A 15,733-nucleotide genomic window follows, 5' to 3' on the forward strand; every position below is an offset into this window, starting at 1 on the left:
GGGGAGGGAGTGTCCGTGCTTGTGCGGGCACTCCCTCCCCCGTGTTCTAGCGTTCCGGGGTGGGCGCGGTCCCCGCGTGCACGGCACCGACATCGATGGTGTGGCTGTCCGCATTGGCATCCACCGCACCGAGATTCCAGCCCAGGCTCACGTTCGGATCGATCGGATCCCCGTGCGGATTACTCCCCGCCGCAGCGGTGTAAGTGATCGCGTTCGGCGTCTGCTGCTCCTCGGCGACCGCTGTCCAGTGCAAAGGCACATAAGCAGAACTGCCATCAGCGATCCCGACAGCAGGCGCACCACCGGCCGCCTCGTTGTCCACCAACACGTTGTGCGCACCCACCAGCCCGACCTCCGGCACCCCGGCAAGCGCACAACGCTCACCCTGCTTCGCGGTGAACTGGATCGCCCCGGAACGATTCCCCATACCCGCATCACCAGGCACGAGGTTGGTCGTGAACTGATTCGCAGTACACGGCAGCAAACCCGCACCAGAAGCCTCAGCAGCACTCGCGGTAGCACCGAGCACACCGACACCGATCCCGGCCACCGCGAACCCGGCCACCATCCGACGCACCACACTGTTCATGACTTCCCCTTCCCAGGCACCCCAAGCAGGGCACCACCATCGGTGAACCACTCACCACGATTGATCTCTCACCGGAAAAGATGCACAGACCCACGGGAAGGAGGCCAAAACATGACACCGCTCGCCAAAAGACAACCCCGACGCCACCCACACGTCCACAGGGCAGCCTCGTCGCCGATGGTGGTGCGCTTGAGATTCCCGCGAACCGCACCCGATGACCCGAGTTCACGCATCAACCGTTCCACGGTGCGGCGCGCCCACCCGAACGCCTTGACGATTCAGCGTCGGCCGTGACTTTCTGGCCCCACGAACACCGAAATTTTCCTCCTCCAGTCGCGCGGAGCGCGGAGCCGATGCCCGCCGAACCAGCACGACAGTATCCCGTCCCGGTTCAGCTCGGCGGCTTTCCAGGAGTCGGGGCATTGAAGACGGCTCGTACGGCTGTTTCATCGCCCTCGATCTCGACGAGCCCAGGGGTGTCGTCGAGATCGAGCACGCCGGCCGCCAATCCGAGCACGATCGCGCCATCAGCGCGCAGGACGGCGTCCAGATCGCCGCCGTCATGTGCCTTCGCCTCGATGCCCGAGCGTGTCGCCCGCAGCTGGAAAAGCTGATCCTCGACCGCGATCCCCACCGTCGCGGACCGGTGCGGGGCCGCCCTGCCCTCGAACAGGGCCCGCAGGGGTACGACCAGCCATCCGGCACGGAAGTGGTCCTCGCCCGGACCACGCACCATCAGTGGTGTGGACCAGCGGATGAGACCTTCGATCGGCTCGCGCAACTCGGCGCCCCACGGAGTGAGCGCGTACCGGACGGCGTTGCCTTCTTCGGCCAGTCTCCGCTCGATCACTCCTGCGGTCTCGAGATCGCGGAGGCGGTCGGTGAGCAGGTTCGTGGCCACGCCGGGAAGGCCATCGAGCAGTTCGCGGTAGCGGGCGGGAGCGATCAGCAGTTGGCGGACGATGAGCAGATTCCACCGGTCGCCGACCACATCCAGTGCCCGGGCGAGGCCGCAGTACTGACCATAGCTTCGACTCATGCCGACTACTTTACAATCTCAAGTCGGCTTGATAAACCTGTATCGGCGGAACCGCCGCGAGAAACACCGGCACGGGAGCGCATCGATGACCGAGACCTCAACCTCCGGGCAGGACGCGGATTCCCTGCTTCGGGCTCGTGCGGCACTGCGCGAGCTCGTCCCCGACCTCCTCACGCTCGTACGCGGTATCCCGGACGCCAGCTCGGCCTCGGTCGGCACCTGGACGGTAAGCGATGTCGCGGCTCACCTGTCCCACTCCTTTCGCGCCGACACCGACGCCATCGCCGGAAGGACTGTCCCGCAAGCGATCGTGACGAAGAAGGGAATAGCCGAGGCCACTGCTAAGCTGCTCGCCGAGGACGGTGAACGGGACCCGGCGGCACTCGCGGATCGCATCGACACCCTTTCCGGCGAGTTCGACCGGATCGCGTTGCATTCTCAAGCAGCCACCGTGAATTGGCTGCAGGGTACCCCTCTGCCACCTTCGGCGGTGGCCGGTCATCTGCTCACCGAATGCCTCATCCACGGCCACGACATCGCCACAGCCACCGGGCACCCGTGGCCGATACGGCGGCACCAGGCCCTGCTCGCGATCGAGGTCTTCCTGCTGCCGCTGATCGCGGTGCTGCCGCCGACCGCTTTCGTGAATCAGGAAAAGGCCGGATCCTTCCGAGCACGCGTCGAACTGCGCCTGCGCGGCGGAGGACGCACGACAATGGTTCTCGACCACGGTTCGCTCACACTCGAACCCGGGTGCACGCGTGACGTCGACGCCCATATCTCCGCCGACCCACCGGCTCTGATGCTGACGCTCATCGGCCGGCAAGGAATCGGGAAACCGCTCCTCGAAGGCAAACTCGCCGCCTGGGGAATCCGGCCGTGGAAGCTCACCCGCATGCTCAGCGTCATGAGCTTCCCGTAGCCACTCGCTCGTCGCGACCCGGATGCGGTGTTCCGTACGACACCGGGAACAGTTCCCGGTAGAAGTCGTCGCCGCGGAATCCGGCGGTGTGGTGCGGGGAATCCCACTCCAGCGCCATGACCTCGCTTCCGTCGGCGGGCCGGAGTTCCCCGGACAGGCGGTAATCGGGGTGCACGCCGTCGTCGCTGGGGGCCCAGTCGAAGGTGAGCGGGATACGGTCCCCGGGGGATACCGCGATCCCGTCCTGGGCGATCGGAGCATAGAGCGGTGGCCAGTTGGTGAGCTGCTGGACGGAGTCGATGGGCTCGCCGGTTTCGTCCACCCAGAGCCGTACCCCGAGCGCGAAACCGTGCAGCATGCCCTCCGTGGTCACCTCCAGTTCGAAGTGATCGGTGCCGGACCGGGCCAGCTCGCCGTTGAACTCGAGGGGTTCCACCTCCGCTTGGCCGGACAACAGCGTCTCCCCGGTGATGCCGAAAATGCACATGCGTACATCGAACGGCCGCCCGACATCGGTGAAGATGTTCTGCAGCCATCCTTCGCTGCCCTCGACGAGCGCGGGCAGGCACGGACTGGGCAGCCGGTTCAGGTCCACCGCGGCGACCGTGCTCGTGCTGCGGTGCGGGATGAACCGGCCGCCGGGTTTGAGAAACCGCTTCCGGGCGTCGTGCAGCACCTCTGCGACACCTTCGGAACTGCTGATCGTGCCGATGATCTCGGAGACGCACAGGTCCACCGGTTCGGGCAGGGACAGCTGGGTGGACAGTCCCTCCAGGATCGTCACGCGGTCGGTGAATCCGGCCCGCGCCACGGCGGCCCGCGCCAGTTCCGCGGACTCCGGCATCACCTCCATCGCATAGACGTGGCGCGCGCCGGACCGGACGCCCTCGATCGCCCAGATGGCGTCCGCGCCGGTGCCGATGTCCAGCACGGTCCGTCCGGGAGCGAGCCGCTGGACGGCGGTCCGGTACCACTCGGTCCGGAGCTCGTCCTCGATCATGTACTCGTAGAGCGTGCTGTCGAAGACGGGGTATTCGCCGACCGAGGGGAACATGAAAAACCCTGCCTGCTCCCAATCCCGGTAGACGGAGACACCGATCTCCTCGGCACCGGCCTTGAGATTCCTGACCGTCCTGTCCTGCATCGATTCCTCATTCCTCAGCCCGGATCCCGATGGCGCTCCGGCGATGCACTCCATCGTGCCCCGCGCGGCCCTCCCCCGGTCCCCGGTCGGGCGGATTTCGGCAGGATGCTCGTTTTCCCGCCGCGACCGGCGGTCGCGGCGGGATCGTCAACGCGTGGAGGAGTCGTAGCCACTCCGGTCTTCGCGGTCCCTGTTCGAGTCCCCGCTCTTGGTCGAGCCGGGCCCGAAAAAGAACCACGCCACCACGACGATGGCCAGGATCACCAGTGCCGCCCAGTACGGATGCCCGAACGCCTGACCGACGCTTGACGGCACGAACCAGCCCTGGAGCGCGATCATGACCAGCAAGCAGGCCGCGGCGATGATCGCGGCGAACAGGAGCCGGAACCATTCGGCCCACAGCGACTGGTTGTATTCCTTGGAACCCTTGACCGGCTTGCTCGGCCTCGGGCCGTCCGCGAATCGGTACCGGAACCAGGCATCGGCGCGCCGGATGATCGAATGCCCGAACGCCACGGTGAAACCGAGATACATCGACGCCAGCGCATGCGCCGCGGTCGGTGGGGCCCCGCGCACGACATCGACCGCGACCAGGATGACCAGGCCGAGATCGACGAGCGGGACACCGGCGAGTATGACGGAGCTCAGACGCTGGGCCTTGACCAGATAGCGCACCGCGAGACCGCCGACCAGAAGCACCCAGAAGGCGACCTCGGCCACCACGATCGCCGCGATCACGAGGTCACCTCCGGCGCCAGCAGCTCCAGCTGCGTATCGAGGATCTGCCGCATCTGCTCATCACTCAACAGTTCCGGGGCGGTCAGCCGCCGCAGTACGAGGCCGTCCATCACGACCGCCAGTTCGCGGGCGGCCGCACGGCGGTCGAAGTCCGCGCCGACCGCGCCCGCCTCCAGCAGATAGTCGAAACAGTACACATAGAAGTCCTCCAGTTCCCGATGACCGCACCGTGCCGCCTCGCCGAGCGGCTGATGCACGACCGCCTTGACGATGAACTGCAGGTGCGCGTGGAAATCCGCGGTGCTCTCCTCCGTCGTCGGCAGCACCTGCAGCAGCGCCGACCGGACCCGTTCACGGGCCACCGCCGGAGACAGGCCCGCGCCGGAACCGGATTCCCCGGCGACGAGCACATCCCCGACCCGCGCGGTGATCCGGCGGCCCAGCTCCTCCATTGCGAACACGTGCAGTTCGTCCTGCGTGGTGAAGAAGTGCCGCACGGAACCGGTGGACAGCCCCGCCTCGGCCGCCACCGCACGCACCGACGCCGCCTCGAGCCCGTCCTTGCGCAGCAGCCGCCACACCGCGTCGGCAAGCAGTTGCCGACGCGCTTCACCATCGATCGTCCGAACCACGCTGTTCAAACTATCACACGTGTGATAGTTTGACTCGGTGACGCGCCCCACCTGCACGACGCGCTGACGGACCCGCCCAAGAACCAACCGTCCACAACGGACACTCGAGCGGTCCCGGTACCAGCGGCACCGACCATCGTCAAGCCATCCGGCGGTTTCTGGCACCGTCCTGGTTCGTAGTGGCAAGCTGCCACTCTCGGCCCGCAGACGTTGTCCCGGCGCCGCGGGACCCGGCATCGTGGAATCGTCTTCGCAGGCTGCAGGCAGGGCGGTATTCCATGCGCTTCCATCTTCTCGGTCCCTTCGACATCGTCCACAACGGGCGCCCGGTGGTGCTCAGAGGATCGACGCAGCGAGCCGTACTCGCCTACCTGCTGCTGCACCACAACGAAGTTGTCGCGACGAGCTCCCTGCTTTCCGCGCTCTGGCCGGAGCAGATCCCGGCCACGGCGCGCAAGATGGTGCAGAACGCGGTCTCCGGGCTGCGCTCGACGCTCGCGGCGGGCACCAATCCCGGTGAACAGGAACCGATGCTGCTCACCCACGCGCCCGGGTACCTGCTGCGGATCGATGATGAGCAGCTCGACCTCGCCCGGTTCCGCCGGCTCGCGGCCGCGGGCCGTGCCGCGCGGGACAGCGGGGACACCGATGGCGCCGTCTCGGCCATGGGCGAGGCACTCGCGCTGTGGCGTGGCCGCATGCTGGCCGATCTCGCCGAGACCGGAGTGAACTGGCCCGAGCTGAGCACGCTCGAGGATGAGCGGCTGGCGGTGCACGAAGACCTGTTCGCCCTGGAACTCGACCGCGGCAGGCACCGCGAGGTGCTCAGCGCGCTGCAGGAGCAGGCAACGGCGAACCCCAACCGCGAGCGGCTCAACGCCCAGCTGATGACCGCGCTCTACCGGTGCGGGCGGGCGGTCGACGCGCTCGAGGTCTTCCGCGCCACCCGGGCGAGCCTCACCGATGAGCTCGGCCTCGAGCCCGGACGCGAACTGCGCGAACTCGAACGCGCGATCCTGCAGCACGACGAGGCGGTGCTCGATCGCACTCACCCGGCGGAAGCCGGTCCCCAGCCGATGGCCGCGGTCGTCTCGGCTTCCCCCGTGGTCCCGATGCCCGCTCCCGAGCCCGCGGACGAACCGGCCGAAGCCGGGGACGAGCGCCCCGAATCCTGGCGGCCACGGGAAACCGAGGCCGAACGCAAACCCGTCGTGGCGGTCGGGATCGCCGCCGCCACCTCCGACGACCCCGAGGAGGCCGGCGAGGTGCTGGCCCGGCTCTTGGCCGTGGTGGAGGAAGAGGCCGCCACCGAGGACGCCCATCTGCCCGGCATGCACGGCCCGGTCCTGCTCGCCGTGTACGGGCTTCCGCGCACCCGCGAGGACGACGCGGTCCGGGCGGTGCGCACCGCGCTGCGGATCCGGAACCGGCTCGCCGAATCGGGAATCGCCGTGCAGGTGAGCGTGGAAACCGGGGATGTGCTCACCACGCCTTCGGTGATCGGCGAGGAATCGGTCACCGGGCCGGTCCTCGATCGGTGTGTCCGGTCCACGCTCAGCGCACCGGAAGGCCGCGTCCGCGTCGTGGAGGCAGTCCGTGAGGCGAGCGAACCCGAGGTCGGCTACACCGCCACCGAGGAGGACGGCCGGTGGGAGGCTTGTCTGCTGCGGCCCCGTCCGGTGCCCGAACCGCCGGACACCCTCACCTTCGCCGGTCGCGACCACGAGCTCGAGCTGCTGCACCAGTTCCTGGGTTTCGTCGAACGCGGCCGTCATCCGCATCGGGTGACCGTGCGCGGCGAGCCCGGTATCGGCAAGACGCGCCTGCTCATCGAGTTCCGCCAGCTTCTCGAGGAACACCCGCGGATCCGGGTGCTCGACGTGGCCGGTGACCTGCTCACCGCGTTCGCCTCGGCCCCGGGATTGCTGCCCGGTACGGTGACCGGCCTGCGCGGTGGGGAGAGCGGACCCGCCCTCCGTGCCGCCGCGACCGAGCTGACCGCCAATGGTCCGCTGGTCGTGCTCGCCGACGATGTCCAGGACGCGGAGCTGCGCACGAGGCTGTCCTGGCTGGGCGAAGCCAGCGCGGGACTGCCGGTCCTGAGCGTCACCGCCGAACGCCCCGACCCGCACGACGTGCAGCCGCAACCGGTCACCGGGCAGACGACCATCGTGCTGGCGCCCCTGGCCGACGAGGCGGTGTCCAAGCTGCTCGACGTGCTGCTGCCGAACACGAACCGGCTGGCCCGGACCCGGCACGAGCTGATCACCCGGATCGGCGGCAATCCGCGGTTCGCGCAGGCGTACGCGCGAGCGGTGCACGACGACCGCACGACCCTGTCTCCTGCCCTCGGGCACACGGCACCTCCGACCCCGGCGAGCATCCGTCGCACGCTCGCCGCGGTGCTGGACAGCCTGGCTCCCGTGGAGAAGAGCGTGCTCAAGGCGGCCACCCTGACCGGCGAGGTCTTCGAGGCGGACGAGGTGACCGAGGTCTGCGACCGCGACCGGTCCGAGGTGGCCATGGCACTGGGCTCGCTTGCCGCGCAAGGCCTTCTCGAACACGCCGGGCACGGATTCGCCTTCCGCTGGGCGCCGCTGCGCGAACTGGCCTACCAGCGAATCCCGCGTTCGGCGAGCACCGAGCTGGTGCGGCGCTTCTCCGGCGGCCGCGTCGCGCGCACCGGGATTCCCGCCTGAACGTCCGAAGCCGCCGGGGCGCTCGGTCCACCCCGGCGGCGGTCCACCCGCTCAGCTCTCCCGGGCCTTCAGTGTGTCCAGACCGTACTTCGCCGGGGCCGCCTCGTGCCGGGAGGTGAACGGGCACTTCCAGTCCGGCTCGGTCATCCGCCCCGCGTAGTGCCGGGAGGGCATCTCGTACTCATAGGTCGTGAAACTCGGGTTCACCGAACCGTTGTTGTTCGTCTCCCGCTTGCGGATGGCGTCCTGCATCGAGAAAAACTTCTCACCGAGCAGCATGAACTGCATGAGGGAGTTGAACGCGATCGCCGGTCGTACGAACCGGCGGCTGGCCCGGGACGAGCCGGGGTGCATGCCCACCAGGAAGAAGGCGTGGCCCGCGACGTGAAAGCCGAAGTGCGGCTCGTTCGGATCCGAGGTGGCGCCGTCGTCCAGGCCGTAACTACGGCTGTCGATATCGTGCATCAGCTGCAGGTGCCGCCAGAGCAACCGCTCGAACTCGAGCTCCTCCAGCACCTCACCCGGCGTTTCGAAACTCGCCACGAAGGTGCGGAAGCTCTTGTCCGACAGGGTCGGGCGGATATCCCGGGCATAACCGAGCAGTTCCCGGTAGTTGGCGCGCGCCGACTCCGGCTCCCCCAGTGCCGGGTAGTGGCCGTGCCGGATGGTGCCTTTCTTGAGTGCCGAACGGGCACCGAGACAGCTGAATTCTTTGCTCTGAATGAACTCCTCGAGTTCGGCTCGGGCATCGGTGGTCATGACGCAACCCCTTCATCTCGGGCTCTGTTCGATGGCCGGTCGAAAACGCGCACGCGCACCCCGCGCCGGATCCGGTACCGGCGTCGATCCGGGTGATGGTCCGATCGCGCGGCTGCCGCGCCGCGTCCGGGAAAGCGCCATCGCGCTCAGCGCCCCAGCTTCGTTCGCACGGTGTGCAACAGTTCCGGAACCCTGTTCTCGAGGTAGAAATGCCCGCCGGGATAGAGGAACAGGTCCGGATCGCTGCCCACTTCCAGCCACGACGCGAGCTCCTCGGTGTCGGCGCGCGGATCGTGATCGCCGCCGAAAACGGTCAATGGCACCGGAAGCACCGCTCCGGGCACGTGCCGATAGGTCTCGTTGACCGCGAGGTCGGCGCGCAGCAGCGGCAGGAACATCGACAGCAGCTCCGGTTCCCGGCGCAGCACCTGCGGCAGCCCGCCGAGCGCGTCCAGTTCGGCGGTGAGCCGGTCGTCCGGAAGCCCTCGCAGCGGCGGACGGTTGTCCGGAAGCTGCGGTGCGGCCCGGCCGGATACGAACAGGTGCCGTGGCGGGTGGGCACCGCGTTCCACGAGGCGCCGGGTGATCAGGTAGACGGCCAGGGCTCCCACACTGTGCCCGAAAAACGCGTAGTCTCCGGTGAACGCCTCACCGAGATCGTCCAGCGCATCGTCCACAAAGGACTCGATGTTCTGGTGCGGGCGTTCCCGGCCACGCTCGGCACGGCCGGGCGGTTGTACCGGGAGCACGGCGAGCCCGTCCCCCGCCTCGGCCTGCCAGTCGCGGTACACCAGCGCGCTTCCGCCTGCGTGCGGGAAGCAGAACAACTTGGTCACCCCGGTGCCGGGCATCCCGCCCGGCAGCCAGGGGCGTTCCGGCGCGCCAGTCACCGCACGTCCACGGTCAGATAACCGGGAGGCGGCTGGATCTGCGCCAGATCCGACTCCAGAACCAGTCGCTCGCCGTCCCGGGAGAGCTCGCGGAATCCGGCGAACGCGTAGGTCACGTACATGACGCGATTGCGGCCGGTCTCCACGAAGTCGGCGCGTAACGTGGCACCGTCGGCCTTGGCCAGCCCCATGATGTGATTGAGCAGCACCGTACCGACTCCGCGGGACATCACCCGGCAGGACATCAGCATCATCCGCAGGTGCCAGGCGGGTGTGCCGCGTTCGACAAGGGCCAGCCCGATCTTGCCGTATCCGCCGTACTTGTCCGAGAGCGAAGCCACGAGCAGCACGTGATCGGGCGAGTCGCGCAGCTCGTCGAGCTCGTCGTAGGAATAGACCCGCCCGGTCGAATTCAGCTGATTGGTGCGCACCGTCAGCTCTTCGGCCCGCTGCAGGTCCTCCCGCTGCGCCCGGCTGATCGTGAACGTCATGTCCAGTGTGGACAGGAATTCCTCGTCGGTGCCCTGATACTCCTGCTCCACCCGGTCCCGCTCGGCAGCGGCGCGGTAGAGCTGGCGGCGGATCCGCGACTCGTCGGTGACGAACCGGGGCCGGAACTCCTCCCCCGCGAGTACCTGTTCGAACCGGGCGGCGCCGACGGTCGTCACCGATGGCAGCGCGTGCGCCACCTCGTCCAGCTCGAACTGCTGATCGTCGACGAACGCGATCGCGTCCAGGCCGATATTGAGCGCTTCGGCAACCCGTTCCACAGAGCCGGATTTGGGGTTCCAGTTGATCTGGGGATACAGGAAGTACTCCTCGAGCCCGGCGGCCCGCAGCCGTTCCATCGCCGCGTCGTGGTCATTGCGGCTGGCCACCGAATGCAGCACACCCAGCTCGTCGAGCCGCTTGATCTCGGCGACCACCTCCGGCCGGACGGTCACTTCCCCGTCCTCCAGCAGCGTGCCCTGCCACAGCGTGTTGTCCAGATCCCAGACGACGCATTTGATCCGGCCCCTGCCGGGCTTCCGCGACGTGCCGGGCTCGGTTTCCGTGCTCGTCATCGCGCCACCTCTCGATACGCTTCATCGGCGATGGTCAGCTCCTGGATCTGGGTGCTGCCCTCGATGATTTCCATGACCTTCGCGTCCCGGTACAGCCGCGCGACCGGATAGTCCGGGCCGCACCCGTTCGCACCGTGGATCTGCACGGCATCCGAAGCGGCCCGTGCGGCGGCGGTGGACGCGAAGTACTTGGCCACCCAGGTGGCCATGATCGTCGCCGGATCTCCGGCATCCTTGAGTCGCCCGGCTTCCGCGCACAGCAGGCGCGCCGCATTGCGCGCGGTGACCATCTCGCTGATCTTCGCCCGGATCTGTGGCTGATCCCGCAGCAGACCGCCGCCCGCGCGACGCTGCGAGGTGTAGGCCGCCGAGGCGTCCAGGGCGGCCCGGATGATTCCCACCGAACCGCTGGCGACGCTGTACCGGCCGAGGTCGAGCGCACCGGTCATCACCGTGCCCGCCGCCCAGCCGGGCGGGCCGACCAGCGCGTCCGGGCCGAGCCGCACGTGGTCGAACTCGATCGCGGCGAGCATGCTCGCGGCGGTGCCCAGCACCCGTGAGACCGGGCTGACCCGCACGCCGGGATGGTCGGCCGGTACGAGGAACGCGCTCATCCCGCTCTCGGTTTCGGCGAACACCAGCAGCACCCCGGCCCGTTGCCCTCCGGTGATCCACTTCTTGGCGCCGTTGAGCACCCAGCCGTCGCTCTCGGCGACCGCCGTGGTGCCGGCCACCGTGGCATCGCTGCCGCTGAACTCGGGCTCGGTCAGGCAGAACGCGCCCAGGGTTCCGCCCGCGGCGAGTGCGGGCAGCCAGCGCTCGCCCTGCTCGGCTGAGCCCCAGCGCTGCACGGTCGCGGTCACCATGGTGTGCACCGTCAGCAGGCTGCGCACCGAGGAACAGCCGCGGCCGATCTCCTCGTGTATCCGGCCGAGGGTGACCATATCCATGCCGGTACCGCCGGACTCGGCGGGCAGAAACGGGCCCCACAGTCCGAGTTCGCCCAGCCGCCCCTGCACTTCGGCGGGAATCTTCTCGGTCCGCTCCCACTCGTCCGCGTACGGGGCCACCTCCTCGTCCACGAACCGCGCGATCGTGGCGAGATCGGGTATGGCCGCCCGGGTCCCGGCGGTCATGTCACCGCCCCGCTCTCGGCGGCCTCCGCACGGCGCTGCACGAGTTCGGCCATCAGCACCACGGTGCGGAAATTCTCCAGCCGCAGCTCCTCGTTCGGAATCTTCGTGCCGAACGTCTTCTCGATGAACATGACCAGTTCCATCGCGAACAGGGAATTCACGAATCCCAGCGCGAAAATGTCCTCGTCGTCGGTGAACGACATTCCCGGAAACTTCGCGGCGATGAAACTACGAATGTCGTCGCGCACATCCTGCGCCATGGGGGAACCTCTTTCCTGTGGAATCGTCGGGCCGGTCTCAGGCGTGGGAGTAGCTGTGGAAACCCTTGCCGCTCTTCCGGCCGTGCAGTCCCGCCGCGGTCATCTGTTTGAGCAGCGGGCACGGCCGGTACTTGCTGTCGTTGAACTCCTCGTAGAGCACCTCCACGCTGTAGAGGATCGTGTCCACGCCGATCAGGTCCGCGGTTTCCAGCGGTCCCATGGGATGCCCGAAGCACTCGCGGAACACCTCGTCGACGGTGGCCGCGTCGGCGACCCCCTCGTGCACGAGGAACGCGGCCTCATTGACGGTCAGCATGAGCACTCGATTGGACACGAAACCGGACGCGTCGTTGACCGGGATGGGTTTCTTGCCCATCGACTCCAGCAGGGCCCGTACGGTGTCCTTTGTGGCCTCGCTGGTGTGATACCCGGGAATGAACTCGCAGGCGGATTTCATCGGGACCGGGTTCATGAAATGCACCCCCATCACCCTGTCCGGGCGGCCGGTGCATGCGGCGAGCTTGGTGATCGGGATGGCCGAGGTGTTGACCACGAATACCGTGCTGTCCTTGCAGGCCGCGTCGAGCCGCGGGTAAAGCCGCGCCTTGAGATCCCAGTTCTCGGTGATGTTCTCGATCACCACCGCCGATTCGGCCAGTGTCTCCAGCTCGGTACCGGTGCCGATCCGCGCGAGCACCGCGTCCGCATCCAGCTCCGGCCCGCCCAGCATCCGGCTCATCCGGCACTCCAGCCCGATGCGGTCCAGGGCAGCGGAGAGGGTGGCCCCGTCGACATCCACGAGCGTCACCTCGTGCCCGCTGGTGGCGAGGTTCTGCGCGACACCGGTGCCCATCACCCCGGCACCGACCACTCCGACCTTCGTCATCGTTCCTCCTTGGCTGCGTTGCTCTCGGCCGCATTGCTCATCGTCAGGTCCAGCACGCCGTCCAGCCGCCCGTGTGCGGCCCGCACCGCCTCGGCCCCGCCGGGGTGTTCGGCGGCGAACACCACCGTCGCGCCCAGCTCCGAACCGAGCCGGATCGCCAGATCGCGGGCCGTGCGGTCCACCGGGCCCTCCACCAGGTAGACCGGTTGCGGACGCGCCGCATCGGCTTCGCGGGCGCCGAGGGCGACCTCGGTCGCGGACCGGGCCGCCGTCGGCTCGATCCAGTACCGCTCACCGCCGAACACGTAGCCGGGCACCGTGGTCTTCCGCGGTTGTCGTCCCTCGTGGTAAGCGCGCCAGTCGAGCTCCACTCCGGACAGCCAGCACCGGCCGAGCGCCCCGGCCAGCACTTCGGTGTCCGGTCGGGGATCGGCCTCGCCGGGCAGGGTCGGCACGAGCAGCCTCCAGGACTCCTGCGGGAAGTCCGGGTGACCGCGGAACATGGCCCCGAGTGACTGCCCGGCACCGAGTTCCAGCAACACCGTGTCAGGCAGGGCACTGGCCGCATGCTCGATCATCGCCGCGAACTGCACCGGACGGCACATGTGCTCGGCCCAGTAGCCCGGATCGCGGAGCTGCTTTGCGGTGATCGGCGCCCCGGTGAGGTTGGACAGGTACGGCACATCCGGTTCCTGCGGGTTCAGGTGCTGTCGCGCCCACGCGGTCAGTTCGGCGGCCACCGGGCGCAGGGTGCGCGAATGGAAAGCGTGCGTGGTGCGCAGCGGGCGCGCGGGGACACCGTGCTCGGCGAGGGCGTCCGTCAAGCCGGTCATCCCCTCGGCCGCGCCGGAGACCACGACCAGCTGCGGACCGTTGATCGCGGCGATATCCACCCCGAACGCCGCCGGATCACCCACCAGCGCGGTCAGTTCGGCCGCACCGAGCGGAACGGCCGACATCGCCCCGCGCGACAGCTTCTCGATCAGCCGGGCGCGGAACGCGACGAGCTCGGTCGCTTCCTCGAGCGTCAGCGCGCCCGCGAGCGCCGCGGCCGCGAACTCGCCGACGCTGTAACCGGCCAGCACCGAGGGCTCGATCCCCCAGGCGCGCAGCAGCCTGCCGAGCGCATAGCCGAGAGTGAACACGGCGGGCTGGGTGAGCGCCGGGCCGGCTTCCTCGGTGTCGGCGGCACGGCCGAGCAGCCGCGCGAGCTCGCCGCCGCCGTCCGCGCGGGGCCCACGCAGGCTTTCCGTCGGATCGCTGCCGAGATCTCCGGCGAACAGGGCAGCGCACTCGTCGACCGCGGCCTTGAACTCCGGTTCGCTCTCGTAGAGTCCACCGGCCATACCGCGGTACTGCTCGCCGACCCCGGGGAGCAGAAACCCGGCCCGGCGCGGAATGCTGTCGGCCTCGGCGAGGATCCGGGTGTCCTGGGCGGCAAAGACTTCGGCTGCGTCCTCGGGCGAGGACACGACGGCCATCCGCCGGTGCGCGAAGGTCTTGCGCCCGGTCTGCAGCGTGTACGCCACATCGGCGAGATCCGTCCAGTTCTCCCGATCGGCGGCGAGCCGTTCGCCGGCGGCCGCGGCGGCTTCGGCGGTCCGGGCCGACCAGACGAGCAGCTGGTGCGGGCGCGCGGCGGGACGCGGTGCCGGTTCCGGCTCCGGGGCCTCTTCGAGCACCACGTGTGCATCGGTTCCGCCGAAGCCGTTGGCGCTCACCCCGGCCAGCCGTGGGCGCCCCCCACGCGGCCACGCGGTGGGTTCCCGCGGCACGACGAGTTTGTCTCCGCTGTGCGCGAACTGCGGATTCGGGCGTTCGAAGTTGATCGCGGGTGGCAGTTCCTCGTGATACAGCGCGAGCGCGGCCTTGATCAGCCGGGCGATCCCACCTGCCTGGTTGATGTGCCCGAGGTTCGCGTCGATCGAGCCGAGTGTGACCTGTTCGACGTCCTCGACGTCGAAGATCCGCTGCAGCGCGGCGATCTCGGCCACGTCGCCGAACGGAGTCCCCAGCGTGGACACTTCGACGTGATCGATGTCCGAGGGTTCGACATCGGCCGCGGCCATGGCCTCCGCGACGACCGCTGCCTGGCCGGGAACACCGGGGCGGTTGAACGACTGGCGGCCCTGCCTTCCCTCGTGGTGGATCGCCCAGCCGCGGATTACGGCGTAGACGCGGTCCCCCTCGGACTGCGCGTCCTCCAGTCGCCGCAACACGATCACGCCGAGACCATTACCGGGTACCTTGCCGGTGGCCTCGGCGTCCAGGATCCGGTTGACCCCGTCCGGGGCGAACCGGCTGTCCGAGCGGTAGAGGTACCCCGGCTCCTGGGGCACCACGACCGACACCCCGCCGGCGACGGCGAGATCGGACTCGCCGGTGAGCAGGCTGGAGCACGCCTGGGCGACCACGCTCAGCCCGGTGGAGCTGCAGCTCTGCACACTCACCGAGGGCCCGGTGAAATCGAGCGCGAACGACAGGCGCGAGGCGAGCAGATCCTTCTCGTTCTGCAGGATCAGCTGATCCGGCCCCACGGTCAGCGCCGTGACATCGTTCTGCAGCAGGTTCGACATCAGATAGGTGCTCGGCGCGCCACCGGTGAACACCGCGGCCAGGCCCTCGACCCCGTCCGGATCGATTCCCGCGTCCTCGAGCGCGTGCCACGCGCACTCCAGGAACAGCCGGTGCTGTGGGTCGAGCAGTTCGGCATCGGCCCGGTCATAACCGAAGAACTCCGCGTCGAACCGGTCGATGTCGGGCAGCATCCCGGCCGCGGCGACGAACGCGGGATCGTCGGCCAGTTCCGCGGAGACGCCCGAGTCGAGCAACTCCTCGCGGGTCATCCGGGTGATGCCGTCCCGCCCCGCGCACAGATCAGCCCAGAACTTGTCCAGGGTGGGGGCCCCCGGAAAATTCCCGGCCATGCCGACGATCGCGATGTCGTCGGCGGTGTCCCGTGGTTGCATGGCCAT

Annotated in this window: 14 protein-coding genes; 2 read left to right on the top strand and 12 right to left on the bottom strand. The window is 68.7% G+C overall.

The window, feature by feature from the left end:
* Positions 1–46 precede the first annotated feature (46 nt).
* Together A37U_RS0128590 and A37U_RS0128595 are read right to left on the bottom strand one after the other, a co-directional pair.
* Complete coding sequence (locus tag A37U_RS0128590; RefSeq protein ID WP_020497574.1) at positions 47–589, bottom strand: DUF4232 domain-containing protein; 543 nt, start codon at positions 587–589, stop codon at positions 47–49.
* 391 nt (positions 590–980) lie between these two features.
* Positions 981–1,628 (bottom strand): winged helix-turn-helix transcriptional regulator, encoded by a 648-nt coding sequence (locus A37U_RS0128595; RefSeq protein ID WP_040588964.1) that lies wholly within the window; start codon positions 1,626–1,628, stop codon positions 981–983.
* Positions 1,629–1,713: 85 nt separating this feature from the next.
* On the opposite strand from A37U_RS0128595, the gene A37U_RS0128600 reads away from it, so the two are divergent.
* Positions 1,714–2,550 carry a maleylpyruvate isomerase N-terminal domain-containing protein gene (locus tag A37U_RS0128600; RefSeq protein ID WP_020500108.1) on the top strand — a complete coding sequence of 279 codons (837 nt, stop codon included), beginning with the start codon at positions 1,714–1,716 and terminating at the stop codon, positions 2,548–2,550.
* Here A37U_RS0128600 and A37U_RS0128605 read toward each other — a convergent pair.
* From A37U_RS0128605 to A37U_RS48670, 3 genes are all read right to left on the bottom strand, one after another.
* Complete coding sequence (locus A37U_RS0128605) at positions 2,534–3,694, bottom strand: 50S ribosomal protein L11 methyltransferase (protein ID WP_020500109.1); 1,161 nt, start codon at positions 3,692–3,694, stop codon at positions 2,534–2,536. The genes A37U_RS0128600 and A37U_RS0128605 overlap by 17 nt on opposite strands.
* A gap of 147 nt (positions 3,695–3,841) precedes the next feature.
* Positions 3,842–4,432, bottom strand: coding sequence for a hypothetical protein (locus A37U_RS45765; protein WP_020500110.1), 591 nt, complete (start codon positions 4,430–4,432; stop codon positions 3,842–3,844).
* Entirely contained in the window at positions 4,429–5,064 is a 636-nt protein-coding gene (locus A37U_RS48670; RefSeq protein ID WP_020500111.1) for a TetR/AcrR family transcriptional regulator, read from the bottom strand. Before A37U_RS48670 ends, A37U_RS45765 begins: the two co-directional genes overlap by 4 nt.
* Before the next feature lie 278 nt (positions 5,065–5,342).
* On the opposite strand from A37U_RS48670, the gene A37U_RS0128620 reads away from it, so the two are divergent.
* Complete coding sequence (locus A37U_RS0128620) at positions 5,343–7,763, top strand: ATP-binding protein (RefSeq protein WP_020500112.1); 2,421 nt, start codon at positions 5,343–5,345, stop codon at positions 7,761–7,763.
* 51 nt (positions 7,764–7,814) lie between these two features.
* Here A37U_RS0128620 and gntA read toward each other — a convergent pair whose 3' ends face one another.
* From gntA to A37U_RS0128655, 7 genes are all read right to left on the bottom strand, one after another.
* Positions 7,815–8,522: a guanitoxin biosynthesis heme-dependent pre-guanitoxin N-hydroxylase GntA gene (gene gntA / locus A37U_RS0128625; protein WP_020500113.1), complete on the bottom strand. Its 708-nt coding sequence runs from the start codon at positions 8,520–8,522 to the stop codon at positions 7,815–7,817.
* A 146-nt stretch (positions 8,523–8,668) separates the two neighbouring features.
* Entirely contained in the window at positions 8,669–9,412 is a 744-nt protein-coding gene (locus A37U_RS0128630; RefSeq protein WP_040588965.1) for a thioesterase II family protein, read from the bottom strand.
* Positions 9,409–10,476, bottom strand: a complete 1,068-nt coding sequence (locus tag A37U_RS0128635) for an HAD-IIIC family phosphatase (RefSeq protein ID WP_020500115.1) — start codon at positions 10,474–10,476, stop codon at positions 9,409–9,411. The genes A37U_RS0128630 and A37U_RS0128635 overlap by 4 nt, the downstream gene beginning before the upstream one ends.
* Entirely contained in the window at positions 10,473–11,612 is a 1,140-nt protein-coding gene (locus A37U_RS0128640) for an acyl-CoA dehydrogenase family protein (RefSeq protein WP_020500116.1), read from the bottom strand. The genes A37U_RS0128635 and A37U_RS0128640 overlap by 4 nt, the downstream gene beginning before the upstream one ends.
* Positions 11,609–11,872, bottom strand: a complete 264-nt coding sequence (locus tag A37U_RS0128645; RefSeq protein ID WP_020500117.1) for an acyl carrier protein — start codon at positions 11,870–11,872, stop codon at positions 11,609–11,611. The genes A37U_RS0128640 and A37U_RS0128645 overlap by 4 nt, the downstream gene beginning before the upstream one ends.
* Before the next feature lie 37 nt (positions 11,873–11,909).
* On the bottom strand, positions 11,910–12,758 hold the full coding sequence (locus A37U_RS0128650) for a 3-hydroxyacyl-CoA dehydrogenase family protein (protein ID WP_020500118.1): 849 nt from the start codon (positions 12,756–12,758) through the stop codon (positions 11,910–11,912).
* Positions 12,755–15,733, bottom strand: coding sequence for a type I polyketide synthase (locus A37U_RS0128655; RefSeq protein WP_026197706.1), 2,979 nt, complete (start codon positions 15,731–15,733; stop codon positions 12,755–12,757). The genes A37U_RS0128650 and A37U_RS0128655 overlap by 4 nt, the downstream gene beginning before the upstream one ends.

Origin of the sequence: Sciscionella marina DSM 45152, from assembly GCF_000379465.1 — a bacterium.
GTDB lineage: Bacteria > Actinomycetota > Actinomycetes > Mycobacteriales > Pseudonocardiaceae > Sciscionella > Sciscionella marina.

Bases quoted from the DNA above. Each gene is read 5' to 3' on its own strand.
- A37U_RS0128605 (WP_020500109.1), bottom strand. From the start codon at position 3,694: ATGCAGGACAGGACGGTCAGGAATCTCAAGGCCGGTGCCGAGGAGATC.
- A37U_RS0128650 (WP_020500118.1), bottom strand. From the start codon at position 12,758: ATGACGAAGGTCGGAGTGGTCGGTGCCGGGGTGATGGGCACCGGTGTC.
- A37U_RS0128595 (WP_040588964.1), bottom strand. From the start codon at position 1,628: ATGAGTCGAAGCTATGGTCAGTACTGCGGCCTCGCCCGGGCACTGGAT.
- gntA (WP_020500113.1), bottom strand. From the start codon at position 8,522: ATGACCACCGATGCCCGAGCCGAACTCGAGGAGTTCATTCAGAGCAAA.
- A37U_RS0128590 (WP_020497574.1), bottom strand. From the start codon at position 589: ATGAACAGTGTGGTGCGTCGGATGGTGGCCGGGTTCGCGGTGGCCGGG.
- A37U_RS0128635 (WP_020500115.1), bottom strand. From the start codon at position 10,476: ATGACGAGCACGGAAACCGAGCCCGGCACGTCGCGGAAGCCCGGCAGG.
- A37U_RS0128655 (WP_026197706.1), bottom strand. From the start codon at position 15,733: ATGGCCATGCAACCACGGGACACCGCCGACGACATCGCGATCGTCGGC.
- A37U_RS0128620 (WP_020500112.1), top strand. From the start codon at position 5,343: ATGCGCTTCCATCTTCTCGGTCCCTTCGACATCGTCCACAACGGGCGC.
- A37U_RS0128640 (WP_020500116.1), bottom strand. From the start codon at position 11,612: ATGACCGCCGGGACCCGGGCGGCCATACCCGATCTCGCCACGATCGCG.
- A37U_RS0128645 (WP_020500117.1), bottom strand. From the start codon at position 11,872: ATGGCGCAGGATGTGCGCGACGACATTCGTAGTTTCATCGCCGCGAAG.
- A37U_RS0128600 (WP_020500108.1), top strand. From the start codon at position 1,714: ATGACCGAGACCTCAACCTCCGGGCAGGACGCGGATTCCCTGCTTCGG.